This is a genomic window from Pseudomonas sp. KH_027 (assembly GCF_057838565.1).
In genome coordinates, this window is the sequence record NZ_CM174470.1 from 4194908 (window position 1) to 4208202 (window position 13295).

Consider the following 13295-nt stretch of genomic DNA (forward strand, 5'->3'; position numbering starts at 1 on the left):
AGCGGCCATGGCTCTGCTAGTGTCGCGGGCATTCGCATACCCCCGCCGAGTTGCCCATGGCCCGCAAAAAAGCCGCCCTAGATTTCGAACAATCCCTCGCCGACCTGCAAAATCTGGTCGAGCGCCTGGAAAACGGCGAGCTGTCGCTGGAAGATTCGCTGTCCGCCTTCGAGCAGGGCATCCGCCTGACCCGCGACTGCCAGACGGCACTCGCCCAGGCCGAGCAAAAGGTGCAGATCCTCCTCGAGCGCGACGGCGAGCTGGAGGAAGCCCCCTTCGACGCGGACCCGTCGGCATGATCGCGGCCTACCAGAAAAGCTGTCAGACCCGCATCGACTCGGTATTAGAAGGCCTCTTCGTAGCGCCGCGCAGCGAACTGGCGCCGCTTTACCAGGCCATGCGTTACAGCGTGATCAACGGCGGCAAGCGCGTGCGCCCGCTGCTGGTGTACGCCGCCTGCGAAGCGCTGGACGGCGATATCGACCGCGCCGACGCCGCAGCCTGCGCAGTCGAGCTGATCCACGCCTACTCGCTGGTGCATGACGACCTGCCGGCGATGGATGACGACGACCTGCGTCGCGGCCAGCCGACCACCCACAAGGCGTTCGATGAAGCCAGCGCGATCCTCGCCGGTGACGGCCTGCAGAGCCTGGCCTTCGAAGTGCTCGCCGACCCACGGCGCAACCCCCAGGACGCCGAGCTGCGCCTGAACATGATCAGCAGCCTGGCCAGCGCCGCCGGGCCCGCCGGAATGGTCGGCGGCCAGGCCATCGACCTCGGCTCGGTGGGCCGCAAGCTCGACCAACAGGCACTGGAAATCATGCACCGGCACAAGACCGGCGCGCTGATCGAAGCCAGCGTGCGCCTTGGCGCCCTGGCCAGTGGCAACGCCGATGAACGCACGCTGAGAGCCTTGCAGTACTACGCCCAGGCGATCGGCCTGGCATTCCAGGTGCAGGACGACATCCTCGACGTGGAAAGCGATACCGCCACCCTGGGCAAACGCCAAGGTGCCGATATCGCCCGCGACAAACCGACCTACCCGGCCCTGCTCGGGCTGGAAGCCGCCAAGGCCTATGCCCTGGAACTGCGCGACCAGGCCCTGCATGCCCTGCGGCCCTTTGACAGCGCCGCCGAACCGCTGCGCGAACTGGCACGCTACATCGTCGAACGACGCAACTAAGCGCGCATAAAAACGCCGGGCATTGCCCGGCGCTTTTTATCTCCAGCCCAACCTAAAGCGCTTCGCGCGCCGGCAACAGGCGCAGCCGGAGCAGCAGCAGCGGCATCAGCGCCGCCACGAACAGGCCCATGGCCAAGCCGCGGATGCCCTGCCAGAGCAGCGGTTGCAGCGCCAGCTGCGGGCCCAGCCATGTGAGCAGCGCCTGCAAGCCGATAAATGCCAATGCGCCCAACGCCGCCGCCAGCGCCCGCTGCCACCACAAGGCAGGCGCGACAAACCCCACCTGCCGGTAACCGAACAACACTCCGACCAGCAAACCCGCGAGCAGCGGCACATAGCTCGGCGCCAGCCCCTGCCAGGTGAAGTAGCAGAGCAGCGCCACCAGCGTGATCAACCCCAGGTGCCAAAAGCCATGGGCCTGCCGCCACCAGTGCCAGTCCTTGACCTGGGCGAACAGCAGCAGGGTCACGCCGCCAAGCAGCGCGCCCACCAGCACGTCTTCAACATCATGGGCGCCGAGGTAGAGCCGGCTGAAGATAATCCCCGTCACCACCACCCCGCTCAGCAGCCAGAACCAGGGCCGACGCACTTCGTAGGCCAGCCACAGCCACAACACCACGGCGATCTGCGCATGACCGCTGGGCATGCCGAAGCTGTCGCCCACCGCCTGATCCATGCGCAGGGCCAGGTCCGGGCGCGGGTCCTGCCAGAAGTCCTTCAGATAGGCATTCAACACCGCCGTGATCGCCACCAGCACGAACAGGCGCATGAATACCGACTTGCTCCAGGCCCAATAGCCCAGCGGCAAAAAGAACAGGATGAATTTTTCATAGCCGAGCAACGTGAAGAAGCGCATCAGCGGCGTCAGCCACTCGCTGCGCAGGGGCAGCACCCAGTCGAGGCTGTGGAGCAGGTCGAACATCGCAAGGCCTTAGGCGGTTGCAACCGCGGGTTATGGAGCATGTGTGAGCAGTGGCCGCCACTTCTAATGCACCGACGTACCACTTTGCAAGCTGATCAGTCCCACTCGGCATTATCAGCGCGACATGTGGCCCGGCATTCGCCCCGAGCAGCAAGCTTCCACTGCGCGGCGCAGGCTGCCTAAGCTAGACCCAAGCGGTATGCAAAAGCACAGCAGGCGTCCATCCGAAGCCTGCTAATCCAGCAGCAAGGAACGCACATGGCTATCGATGACACGGCAGTGCAGTTGATCAAGCAAACCGCAGGCGCGATCAGGGAAAAGTCACAGGAAATAAACCGGCTGGTCTACGAAAAGCTGTCCAACGACCACAAACCGGCCTATGCAATATTGCACCGGGCCGGGTTGCCGCCCTTGGCCGGCATTGTGGCCAGCTATGCAGCCAGCATCGGCAACCTTGAACCCTTCCTCGAACACGCACCCAGGATTGCCCAGATGCACCATCGAATCGACCTGCAGGAAGCGCATTTCGACATGGTGGCCGCCGCACTCTTCTCGGCATTTCGCCAGGCGCTCGGAACCGAGGCCGTTTCTGAAGCGGCCCTGCAGGCCTGGCGCTGCGCGTACGAGCACTTGGCGAACACCCTGATCAACCTGCAGAAAGACATCCAAGCACCAGCGCTTTAACCCCTCTCACTTCCTCAAATGAGTCGAGCCATGTTCCAAGCCCTGCTGATTGCCAACCGCGGCGAAATCGCCATCCGCATCGCCCGCGCCGCCGCTGAGTTGAATATCCGCAGTGTGGCGGTCTACGCCGAAGACGACGCGAGCGCATTGCACTGCCGCAAGTCCGACGTGGCTGTCGCGCTGCGCGGTCGCGGGGTTCGCGCCTACCTGGACATGGACCAGCTGATCGCCGCCGCCCTGGCCCAGGGTTGCGATGCGGTACACCCCGGCTATGGTTTCCTCGCCGAAAACGCCGAGTTCGCCCGCCGCTGCCAGGCCGCCGGCCTGTGCTTCGTCGGCCCGAGCGCCAGCGTGCTGGAGCAGTTCGGTGACAAAACCCAGGCCCGCGCCCTGGCCCTGTGCTGTGGCGTGCCGCTGGCCGCCGGGACTAACCAACCGACCAGTCTGGCCGAAGCCCAGGCCTTCTTCAGGGATCTCGGCACTGGCGGCGCGATGATGATCAAAGCGCTGGCCGGCGGTGGCGGGCGTGGTATGCGCGCGGTACATAGCGCCGAGGAAGTGGCCGAAGCCTATGCGCGCTGCCAGTCGGAAGCCACGGCGGCGTTCGGCAAGGGTGACCTGTATGTCGAACGGCTGATCCGCAATGCCCGGCACATCGAAGTGCAGGTCATTGGCGATGGTCAGGAAGTCAGCCACCTGTGGGAACGCGACTGCACCCTGCAACGGCGCAACCAGAAGCTGGTGGAAATAGCCCCCAGCCCCAACCTGCCCACGGCGCTGCGCGATGCCATCCTCCAGGCCGCGTTGCAACTGGCGGCGGCCGTCAACTACCAGACGCTGGGCACCTTCGAGTTTCTCGTCGACGCGGACAACGGCGACTTCGTCTTCATGGAAGCCAACCCGCGCCTGCAGGTCGAGCACACGGTGACCGAGGCAGTGACCGGCATCGACCTGGTGCAGGCGCAACTGCGCGTCGCCGCTGGCGCCAGCCTCGCCGAACTGGGCCTGCAACAAGGGCAGATTCCCGCACCGCGTGGCTTTGCCGTGCAACTGCGGATCAACCTGGAAAGCATGGCCGCCGACGGCAGCGTGCAACCGGCAGCCGGCGTGCTCAGTGCCTACGAGCCGCCCAGCGGCGCGGGCATCCGTGTCGATGGCTGCGGTTATGCCGGCTACGCCGCCAGCAGCAGCTATGACTCGCTGCTGGCCAAACTGATCGTCCACGCCACCGATGACTTCCCCGGCGTGCTGCGCCGCGCCTACCGCGCCCTCTGCGAGTTCCGTCTGGAAGGGGTGGCGAGCAATATCCACTTTCTGCAAAACCTGCTGCGCCAACCGCAGCTCGCCTGCAACGACGTCACCACCCGTTTCGTCGAGGAACAGATCGGCCCGCTGCTGGCCGCGCAAGAACAGGCTCACCCCCACCTGTTCTTCCCGCAAGCCGGCGCGACAACGCAAAACAGCCTGCACGTCGTGCAGGCACCCATCGGCTGCCTGGCCCTGGAAGCGCCGACTGCCGGCGTGCTGATCAGCCTCGAGGTACAACCTGGCGCCAGCGTGGCTGTCGGCCAGAGCATCGCCGTGCTCGAAGCGATGAAGATGGAGTTCGTGGTCAAGGCGAGCCACAGCGGCATCGTCCGCGCACTGGTGGCCAACCCCGGGGCCAGCCTGCTCGCCGGCCAGCCTCTGCTATTTATCGAGCCGACCGAGGTCAGCCATTACGCCGAGCAGAACGAGGAAAGCATCGACCTCGACTACATCCGCGCCGACCTCGCGCAAGTGCTCGAACGCAACGCCCTGACCCGCGACGAACGCCGCCCGGACGCGCTGGCCAAGCGACGCAAGACCGGCCAACGCAGCACCCGCGAAAACCTCGCCGACCTGCTGGATGACGGCAGCTTTATCGAATACGGTGCCCTCGCGCTCGCTGCGCGCAGACGGCGTAACTCGGTGGAGGAGCTGATCCAGCAAAGCCCCGCCGATGGATTGATCAGCGGTATCGGCACGGTCAACGCCGCACAATTCGGCGCCGAGCAGGCCCGCTGCATGGCCATCGGTTACGACTACACGGTATTCGCCGGCACCCAGGGCGTGATGAACCACAAGAAAACCGACCGCATGCTGCAGCTGGCCGAACAATGGCGCCTGCCGCTGGTGCTGTTTGCCGAGGGTGGCGGTGGCCGCCCCGGCGACAGCGATTTCGTCGGCGTCGCCGGGCTGGATTGCCACACCTTTATCGGCATGGCCAAGCTCTCCGGCCTGGTGCCGCTGGTGGGCGTAGTGTCCGGGCGCTGCTTCGCCGGCAACGCCGCCCTGCTCGGCTGCTGCGACGTGATCATCGCCACCGAGAACGCCAGCATCGGCATGGCCGGCCCGGCGATGATCGAAGGCGGTGGCCTTGGCAGCTTCACCCCGGAACAGGTCGGCCCGATCAGCGTGCAAGGCCCCAATGGCGTGATCGATGTGCAGGTGGCGGACGAAGCCGCCGCCGTGCGCGTGGCCAAGCAATACCTGAGCTACTTCCAGGGCCCGCTGACGGACTGGCAGTGCGCCGACCAGCGCGAGCTGCGCCAGTTGATTCCGGAAAACCGCCTGCGTGTGTATGACATTCGTCAAGTGATCGAAACCCTGGCCGACAGCGGCAGCGTGCTGGAGCTGCGCCGCCAGTTCGCGCCGGGGCTGATCACGGCTTTTATCCGTATCGAGGGCCAGCCGTTCGGCCTGCTCGCCAACAACCCCGCGCACCTGGGCGGCGCCATCGATGCGGTGGCCGGCGACAAAGCCGCGCGCTTCATGCAGCTGTGCGATGCCTTCGATATCCCGCTGCTGTCGCTCTGCGATACCCCCGGCTTCATGGTCGGCCCGGAGGCGGAAAAGCAGGCCACGGTGCGCCACGTGTCGCGCATGTTCGTCGCCGCCGCCAGCCTGAGCGTGCCGTTCTTCACCGTGGTGCTGCGCAAGGGCTACGGTCTCGGCGCCCAGGCCATGGCGGCCGGCAGTTTCCATTCGCCGCTGTTCACCATCGCCTGGCCCAGTGCCGAGTTCGGTGCCATGGGTCTGGAGGGTGCGGTGCGCCTGGGCTTTGCCAAGGAGCTGGCGGCCCAGGAAGACCCGGCGGCGCGCCAGCAGCTGTTCGACAAGCTGGTCGCCAAGGCCTACGAGAGCGGCAAGGGCATCAATATGGCCAGCTTTCTGGAAATCGACGCGGTGATCGATCCGCTGGAAACCCGTAGCTGGTTGCTGCGCGGTCTCAATGCCGCGCCACGGCCGGCCAAGCGTGAAGGCAAGAAGCGGCCGTTCGTCGATACCTGGTAAGCCCGGAGGAGTTTTACATGCACGCATTCGAACATCAGTTGCTGACCGTCAACGGCATCACCTTGAGCCTGTATAGCGCAGGCCCCGAGCAGGGGCGCCCAGTGTGGCTGCTGCACGGTTTCCCCGAGTGCTGGTACTCATGGCGCAAACAGATCACCGCCCTGGCGCTGGCCGGCTACCGGGTATACGCGCCGGAGATGCGCGGCTATGGCCAGAGCAGCGCCCCCAACGAGCCGCAAGCTTATGCGCTGTTGACCCTGTGCGCGGATATCCAGGCCGCCATGGATGCTCTTGGCCAGGATCAAGCCTGTGTCGTCGGTCATGACTGGGGCGCACCGCTGGCCTGGCACCTGGGCCTGCTCGAACCGCAACGCGTCAAGGTGCTGGGCGCCATGTCGGTGCCTTTCGGTGGCCGCCCCAAGCGCCCGGCCATCGATATCATGCGCGAGGCCAACGCCGGCCGATTCAACTACATCCTGTACTTTCAGGAGCCGGGGGTGGCCGAAGCCGAGCTCGATGCGAACATCGAACGCAGCCTGCGCCTGCTGCTCGGCGGCCTGGGCGAGACCCTGCTACGGGACCAACCGGCCGACGCCCGCCTGCTCGACGGCCTGCCCGAACCACAAGCGTTTCCCGCCTGGTGCAGCGAAGCGGACTTCGCCGTGTACCTGAGTACCTTCGCCGAACGCGGCTTTCGCGGGCCCTTGAACTGGTACCGCAATTTCACCCACAACTGGCAAAGCACCGAATCACTCGCCGGGCTCGAGGTGCAGCAACCCACACTGTTCCTGCTCGGCGAAGACGACCCGGTCGGCAAACTGGAGGCTTACACCCTCAAGCGCATGGTCGATCTGGTGCCGAACCTCGAGCAGCATGTGCTGGCAGACTGCGGCCACTGGATTCAGAGCGAACAAGCCGCGCCGGTAAACAGCCTGTTGCTGGACTTCCTCAGCCGCCACTATCCAGCCTGAAAAGGCGCTGCAACGGTAACCGCAGCGTCTGTCGATCACCCCGCTTGGGCAGCTTGTCGCGCATCAGGTAAACTGCCGCATCTTTTATACCTATAACGATCTGCCTGATGCCCACGACGTTTCACGAGATCCCCCGCGAACGCCCCGCAACGCCGCTGCTCGACACCGCAGAGACGCCGGCCGGGCTGCGTCGCCTGGGCGAGGCGGAGCTGGAAACGCTCGCCGACGAACTGCGCCAAGAACTGCTCTACACCGTCGGGCAGACCGGCGGGCATTTCGGTGCCGGCCTCGGCGTGGTCGAGCTGACCATCGCCCTGCACTACGTTTTCGATACTCCGGAAGACCGCCTGGTCTGGGATGTCGGCCATCAGGCCTACCCGCACAAGATCCTCACCGGCCGCCGCCAGCAGATGACCACGCTGCGGCAGAAGGACGGCATCGCCGCCTTCCCCCGGCGCAGCGAGAGCGCGTACGACACCTTCGGCGTCGGCCACTCCAGCACCTCGATCAGCGCCGCGCTGGGCATGGCCATCGCCGCTCAGTTGCAGGGCAGCAAACGCAAATCGGTGGCCGTCATCGGTGACGGCGCGCTGACCGCGGGCATGGCCTTCGAAGCGCTGAACCACGCCTCGGACGTCAAGGCCAACATGCTGGTGGTGCTCAACGACAACGACATGTCGATCTCGCGCAATGTCGGCGGTCTGTCCAATTACCTGGCAAAGCTCCTCTCCAGCCGCACCTACGCGAGCATGCGCGAGGGCAGCAAGAAAGTGCTGTCACGCCTGCCCGGCGCCTGGGAGATTGCACGCAAGACCGAAGAACACGCCAAAGGCATGCTGGTGCCCGGCACCCTGTTCGAGGAACTGGGCTGGAACTACATCGGCCCGATCGACGGCCACGACCTGCCGACCTTGATCACCACGCTGCGCAATATGCGCGACCTGGAAGGCCCGCAGTTCCTGCATGTGATCACCAAAAAGGGCAAGGGCTTCGCCCCGGCCGAGCTGGACCCGATCGGCTATCACGCCATCACCAAGCTGGAGCCGATCAACCCGCCCGTCTCGGCGCCCAAGCAGGCCAGCGGGCCGAAATATTCCGCCGTGTTCGGCCAGTGGCTGTGCGACATGGCCGAGACCGACCCGCGCCTCACCGGCATCACCCCGGCGATGAAGGAAGGCTCGGATCTGGTGACCTTCAGCGAGCGCTTCCCACAGCGCTACTTCGATGTGGCGATTGCCGAGCAGCACGCCGTCACCCTCGCCGCCGGCATGGCCTGCGAAGGCGCCAAGCCGGTGGTGGCGATCTATTCGACCTTCCTCCAGCGCGGCTATGACCAACTGATTCACGATGTTGCCGTGCAGCACCTCGACGTGCTGTTCGCCATCGACCGCGCCGGCCTGGTCGGCGAAGACGGCCCGACCCACGCCGGCAGCTTCGACCTCTCCTACCTGCGCTGCATCCCCGGCATCCTGGTGATGACCCCGAGCGACGAGAACGAACTGCGCAAGATGCTCACCACCGGCTACCTGTTCAATGGCCCGGCGGCCGTGCGTTACCCCCGCGGTAGCGGCCCGAATGCCGTGATCGAACAGGCGCTGGTGCCGGTGGAAATTGGCAAAGGGGTAGTTCGTCGCCAAGGGCAAAAAGTTGCTTTGCTGGCGTTCGGCGTGCAGTTGGCCGACGCCCTGATGGTCGGCGCCAACCTGGATGCCACGGTGGTCGACATGCGCTTCGTCAAACCGCTGGACGAAGCCCTGGTGCGCCAACTGGCGGCCAGCCACGAACTGCTGGTGAGCATCGAGGAGAACTCGGTGATGGGCGGCGCCGGTTCCGCCGTCAGCGAATTCCTCGCCCGCGAGAACCTGCTCACGCCAATCCTGCACCTGGGCTTGCCCGATTATTACGTCGAGCACGCCAAACCGGCGGCCATGCTCGCCGAATGCGGCCTGGATGCCGCCGGCATCGAAGCCTCGGTACGCATGCGTCTGGCGCAACTTGAGCGCGGCTCAAGCTAAGCCTCTCAGCTTTCGCTTGAATCCATACCCCGCGCGCACTAAGGTGCGCGCGTTCTATTTTCCGCCAAGGTGCGCTGTTCGTACGAACAACGTTAAACGGGAAGCCGGTGCGCTCGTCTCACGAGCCATCCCGGCGCTGCCCCCGCAACGGTAATCGACCGCAGCCCACGCGCTGCTAGCCCGATCAATGCCACTGGGTTTTCCTGGGAAGGCGCTCGGGTCGGGAAGAGCCTTCTTCCAGTCGAGAGCCCGGAGACCGGCCTGTGCGGATTCGACTGGTGTTGCGGAGGGCATCACCGTCAAGCGCCGACGGCCCTTTGCCCGGCTCCCGCGCTTGTCCCTGCCCTTCTCAAAAGTATTCCGCTCTTTTGAGGATTGATCGATGAAGTTGTCCCGTTTCGCCCTGGCTGCAGTGTTCCTGCCACCGCTCAGTCAGGCCGATGCCCCCAGCAAACCTAGCGATACGCTGAAACTCCCGGCCATGGTGATCACCTCCGGGCGCGTGCCCGAACCGCTGGCCGACACCACTGCGGCAACCAGCGTTTTCACCCGCGAAGATATTGATCGCCTGCAACCCAGTTCGGTCACTGAGCTTCTGGCCCGCGCACCCGGCGTGCAAGTCGTGCAGAACGGCGGGCGCGGCAGCAATGCCTCAGTCTTTATCCGTGGCACGAGCAATACACAAAGCCTGGTGCTGGTAGATGGTCAACGCATCGGCTCGGCATCCGATGGTGGTGCCAGCCTGCAATACCTCAGCGTTGAGCAGATCGAACGTGTGGAAGTTGTGCGCGGCTCACGCTCCGCGCTGTATGGCAGCGACGCCATTGGCGGGGTGATCCAGATTTTTACCCGCCGCGGCGAGCAAGGCCTGCAGCCGCGCCTGCATCTGGGTGCTGGCAGCAACAACACCTGGGAACGCAGCCTTGGGCTTAGCGGTGGCGATCAACAGACCCGCTTCAGCCTCAACACCAGCCTCGACGAAACCGCTGGCATCGACCGCACAGGGCTCTCCTTCGACTCCGACGCGGACCACGACGCCTATCGCAACAAGGCGCTGAGCCTCAACCTCAGCCACCAATTCAGCGAGGAACTCGAAACCGGGCTCAGCGTACTGGACCAACGAGGCCGCAACGAATTCGACAACCCATTTGGCCGCTTCGACATGGCCACCTTTGAGAGTTTTCCACAGCAGCCTTACAGCGACTTCACGCTGAGCGCCGCTTCCGGTTACGTCGATGTGCAACTCAGCGATGCCTGGAACAGCCGCCTGGAGCTGGGCCACAGCGAAAATCGTCAACATAGCCAAGACAAGCTGAGCGATGAACACAGCGTGTTCAACACCTATCGCGACGCTGCGAACTGGCTAAACACCCTGCAACTGAGCGACAGCCACAGCCTGCTGCTCGGTGCCGATTGGTATGAGGACCAACTGCACAGCTCCACCCCTTACGACCAGCAAAGCCGCTGGAACCAAGCGGCATTCATCCAACACCGCTTCCAGGGCGAGTTGTTCTCCACGGAGCTGGGTATGCGTCATGATCAGAACCAGCAGTTCGGCAACCAGAACAGCTGGAATACGGCGGTGACCGTCCCCCTGGCTGACACCGCCATCGACTTGATCGCCTCCTACAGCGAAGGATTCCGCGCGCCGACCTTCAACGAGTTGTACTGGCCCGACGACGGCAATGGCTACATCGGCAATCCAGATCTCGAGCCCGAACATTCACGCAACTACGAGGTGCAGCTGCGGGGCGAGCACTGGCAAACACGCTGGAGCCTGGCGGCCTATCGCAACGAGGTACGCGACCTGATCAGCACCGAGCTCTACGACCCGGTCAACTTCATCTACCGCGCGGTCAACCTCAACACTGCGCGCCTGCAAGGGCTGGAGCTCAGCCTCGAACGGGATGTGTTGGGCTGGCGCACCTCGGTCAATGCCAGCCTGCTCGACCCACGCGACACGGCAAGTGGGCATACCCTGCCGCGCCAAGCTCGGCGCACGCTGAACCTGGATATGGACCGCCAGCTCGGTGCCTATGGTTTCGGTGCCACATGGCAGGTCGTTAGCTCTAGCTACGATGACATCGATAACCTGCAGCGTATCTCCGGCTACGGCCTGCTCGGGCTGCGCAGCAGCTGGCACGCCAGTGACGAAGTGACGCTGGATCTGAAACTGAGCAATGTCCTGGACAAGGATTACAGTCGCACGCTCTATGCCTACCAGCGAGTGAACTACGCCTATCAGGAAGAGGGCCGAGCACTGCTGCTGGGGATCACCTGGACACCAGACCTGTAAGCAATCGGGCCGCCCCTATCGCCTCAGCGCACTCGCGCCAGCACCTCGCATAGCTGGCGGGTGGCCTCCAGCATCTGGAAGCTGGGGCGCTCCAGGCCTTTGTCCGGCACTGTCCACAACCGACCATCGCGCACCGCGGCGAGTTGCGGCCAGCGCTTCCACTGCGCCAGCTCGGCGTCGCTACCGGCGATGATCACCTGCGGATCGCGGGCCAGCACGGCCTCGACACTCACCTGCGGTGCCGGCAGAGTCAGATCGCTGAAGATATTCTGCGCGCCGCAGACCTGCAGCGCGGCACTGATGATCTGCGTACCGCCAACGGTGTACAGCGGCGCGTTCCACACCTGGTAGAACACCCGCAACGGCGGCTCGCGCCGGTAGCGCTGGCGCAGCTCGGCGAGCCCCTGACGGAAGTCCGCGGCCAGTTGCCGGCCACGCTCGGCACGGCCAATGCGCAGGCCGAGCGTGCTGAACTGCTCGGCCAACTGATCGAGACCGCGAGGTTCGGCCACATAGATGGGAATAGCAAAGCGCTCGAGTTGCTCGCGCTGGCTGGCGCTGATGCTGTCCGGCCAGAGCAGCACCAGGTCGGGCTTGAGCGCCAGCAGGTTTTCCAGCTCGAGTTGGCCATAGCGCCCGACCGAGGGCAGGTGCGCCAGCGCGGCCGGGCGCTCGCCACCGTCCAGCACGCCGACCAGCAGCTCGCCGGCATCCAGCTCCAGCATGAGTTCACTCAGGGACGGCGCCAGGCTGACCACCCGCTCGTACGCCACCGCCGGCCAGGCCAGCACAAGCACTAGACAGGCGAGCAGGCGGGCCATCAGCCGAGTTGGCGAGGGATGCGGTAAAGGTACAGCAGCACCAGGCTGGACAGCGCCAGCAGGATCAGCGGGATCGCCTCCAGGCCGGCGAATAGCGCAATGGCGGCAATCCAGGCCGGCAAGCCGGCACCGAGAAACGCCAGCCGCCGGCAATCCTCCAGCTCCAGCCAGGCCGCGGGCTCAGCGGGCGTATCCAGGGCTTTTTCGGTGGCGATCAGCACGCGCTTGTAGGCACTGAACAGCGGCAGACTGACGAACATTGACGCCAGCCCGGCAATGAACAAGGGCATCGCCAGCCCCGAGGGCGTCTTGCCGGTGCCGAACAACAGGTTGAGCACGAACAGCGGCGCCAGAGCCAGGCCGACCTGGCGCCACCAGAGCAGCGCCAGCCGCCGTCGCACTTGCGCGCGGGTCACAGGTTCTCCTCGGCCTCGCCCTGGTGCTGGTTGCCCAGCAGGTGGCCGAGCTTGCCGGCCTTGGTCGCGAGGTAGTGCTTGTTGTGCGGATTGTGCTCGATCTGCAGCGGCATGCGCTCGGAGACCGGAATACCCATGCCGGCCAAGGCTTTCAGCTTGCGCGGATTGTTGGTCATCAGCTTCAGCGAGCCAATGCCCAAGTGTTCGAGCATCGGCAGGCAGATACCATAGTCGCGCTGATCGGCACCAAAACCCAGGCGTTCGTTGGCTTCGACGGTATCGGCGCCGCCATCCTGCAATTCATAGGCGCGGATTTTGTTCAGCAAGCCAATTCCACGGCCTTCCTGGCGCAGGTAGAGCAGCACGCCGCGGCCTTCTTTGGCGATGGCGCGCAGGGCGGCCTCCAACTGAAAACCGCAATCGCAGCGCAGGCTGAACAAGGCATCGCCGGTCAGGCACTCGGAGTGCAGCCGCCCGAGTACCGGCGCGCCATCGGCCACGTCGCCAAGGGTCAGCGCTACATGTTCACGCCCGGTGGCCTCCTCGAGAAAACCATGCATGGTGAACACGGCAAAAGGGGTGGGCAGTTGGGAGGCGGCGACGAATACGACAGGCACCGGATGCTCCTGTAGGTGAGAGGGCGGTAAATTCGCAAGGGGCGGCATTGTAACA

11 protein-coding genes and 1 riboswitch are annotated in these 13295 nt (G+C 64.8%); of the genes, 7 read left to right on the plus strand and 4 right to left on the minus strand.

Annotated features, from left to right (window positions below; genetic code table 11):
• The first annotated feature begins 56 nt into the window (after window positions 1-56).
• Window positions 57-299, plus strand: a complete 243-nt coding sequence (locus AC3IYG_RS19610) for an exodeoxyribonuclease VII small subunit (protein WP_489311177.1) — start codon at window positions 57-59, stop codon at window positions 297-299.
• Window positions 296-1183: a (2E,6E)-farnesyl diphosphate synthase gene (gene ispA, locus AC3IYG_RS19615; RefSeq protein WP_489311178.1), complete on the plus strand. Its 888-nt coding sequence runs from the start codon at window positions 296-298 to the stop codon at window positions 1181-1183. Before AC3IYG_RS19610 ends, ispA begins: the two co-directional genes overlap by 4 nt.
• Window positions 1184-1235: 52 nt before the next feature.
• On the opposite strand, the gene AC3IYG_RS19620 is transcribed toward ispA, so the two are convergent.
• Window positions 1236-2105, minus strand: a complete 870-nt coding sequence (locus AC3IYG_RS19620; protein ID WP_489311179.1) for a phosphatase PAP2 family protein — start codon at window positions 2103-2105, stop codon at window positions 1236-1238.
• Between the two features lie 279 nt (window positions 2106-2384).
• Between AC3IYG_RS19620 and AC3IYG_RS19625 the strand changes: the two genes are divergently transcribed.
• The 5 genes from AC3IYG_RS19625 to AC3IYG_RS19645 all read left to right on the plus strand — a co-directional run bounded on the left by AC3IYG_RS19625 (window position 2385) and on the right by AC3IYG_RS19645 (window position 11386).
• Entirely contained in the window at window positions 2385-2789 is a 405-nt protein-coding gene (locus AC3IYG_RS19625; RefSeq protein WP_489311180.1) for a globin family protein, read from the plus strand.
• 30 nt (window positions 2790-2819) lie between these two features.
• A complete protein-coding gene (locus AC3IYG_RS19630; protein WP_489311181.1) occupies window positions 2820-6104 on the plus strand; it encodes a carboxyl transferase domain-containing protein in 3285 nt (1094 codons plus the stop codon).
• Window positions 6105-6121: 17 nt separating this feature from the next.
• Window positions 6122-7075, plus strand: coding sequence for an alpha/beta fold hydrolase (locus AC3IYG_RS19635; protein ID WP_489311182.1), 954 nt, complete (start codon window positions 6122-6124; stop codon window positions 7073-7075).
• Window positions 7076-7182: 107 nt separating this feature from the next.
• Window positions 7183-9090 carry a 1-deoxy-D-xylulose-5-phosphate synthase gene (gene dxs / locus AC3IYG_RS19640; RefSeq protein WP_489311183.1) on the plus strand — a complete coding sequence of 636 codons (1908 nt, stop codon included), beginning with the start codon at window positions 7183-7185 and terminating at the stop codon, window positions 9088-9090.
• 50 nt (window positions 9091-9140) lie between these two features.
• A riboswitch (cobalamin riboswitch) is annotated at window positions 9141-9369 on the plus strand.
• A gap of 103 nt (window positions 9370-9472) precedes the next feature.
• A complete protein-coding gene (locus AC3IYG_RS19645) occupies window positions 9473-11386 on the plus strand; it encodes a TonB-dependent receptor domain-containing protein (RefSeq protein WP_489311184.1) in 1914 nt (637 codons plus the stop codon).
• Between the two features lie 23 nt (window positions 11387-11409).
• Here the strand turns inward: AC3IYG_RS19645 and AC3IYG_RS19650 are convergent, their stop codons facing one another.
• Genes AC3IYG_RS19650 through ribA form a run of 3 tightly spaced genes read right to left on the minus strand, consistent with a single transcriptional unit; the run spans window position 11410 to window position 13240 of the window.
• Window positions 11410-12207, minus strand: coding sequence for a cobalamin-binding protein (locus AC3IYG_RS19650; protein WP_489311185.1), 798 nt, complete (start codon window positions 12205-12207; stop codon window positions 11410-11412).
• Window positions 12207-12623, minus strand: a complete 417-nt coding sequence (locus AC3IYG_RS19655; protein WP_489311186.1) for an MFS transporter — start codon at window positions 12621-12623, stop codon at window positions 12207-12209. Before AC3IYG_RS19655 ends, AC3IYG_RS19650 begins: the two co-directional genes overlap by 1 nt.
• Window positions 12620-13240 carry a GTP cyclohydrolase II gene (gene ribA, locus AC3IYG_RS19660; RefSeq protein WP_489311187.1) on the minus strand — a complete coding sequence of 207 codons (621 nt, stop codon included), beginning with the start codon at window positions 13238-13240 and terminating at the stop codon, window positions 12620-12622. The genes AC3IYG_RS19655 and ribA overlap by 4 nt, the downstream gene beginning before the upstream one ends.
• Between the last annotated feature and the right edge of the window lie 55 nt (window positions 13241-13295).

Bases quoted from the DNA above. Each gene is read 5' to 3' on its own strand.
- AC3IYG_RS19610 (WP_489311177.1), top strand. From the start codon at position 57: ATGGCCCGCAAAAAAGCCGCCCTAGATTTCGAACAATCCCTCGCCGAC.
- ispA (WP_489311178.1), top strand. From the start codon at position 296: ATGATCGCGGCCTACCAGAAAAGCTGTCAGACCCGCATCGACTCGGTA.
- AC3IYG_RS19620 (WP_489311179.1), bottom strand. From the start codon at position 2,105: ATGTTCGACCTGCTCCACAGCCTCGACTGGGTGCTGCCCCTGCGCAGC.
- AC3IYG_RS19630 (WP_489311181.1), top strand. From the start codon at position 2,820: ATGTTCCAAGCCCTGCTGATTGCCAACCGCGGCGAAATCGCCATCCGC.
- AC3IYG_RS19635 (WP_489311182.1), top strand. From the start codon at position 6,122: ATGCACGCATTCGAACATCAGTTGCTGACCGTCAACGGCATCACCTTG.
- dxs (WP_489311183.1), top strand. From the start codon at position 7,183: ATGCCCACGACGTTTCACGAGATCCCCCGCGAACGCCCCGCAACGCCG.
- AC3IYG_RS19645 (WP_489311184.1), top strand. From the start codon at position 9,473: ATGAAGTTGTCCCGTTTCGCCCTGGCTGCAGTGTTCCTGCCACCGCTC.
- AC3IYG_RS19650 (WP_489311185.1), bottom strand. From the start codon at position 12,207: ATGGCCCGCCTGCTCGCCTGTCTAGTGCTTGTGCTGGCCTGGCCGGCG.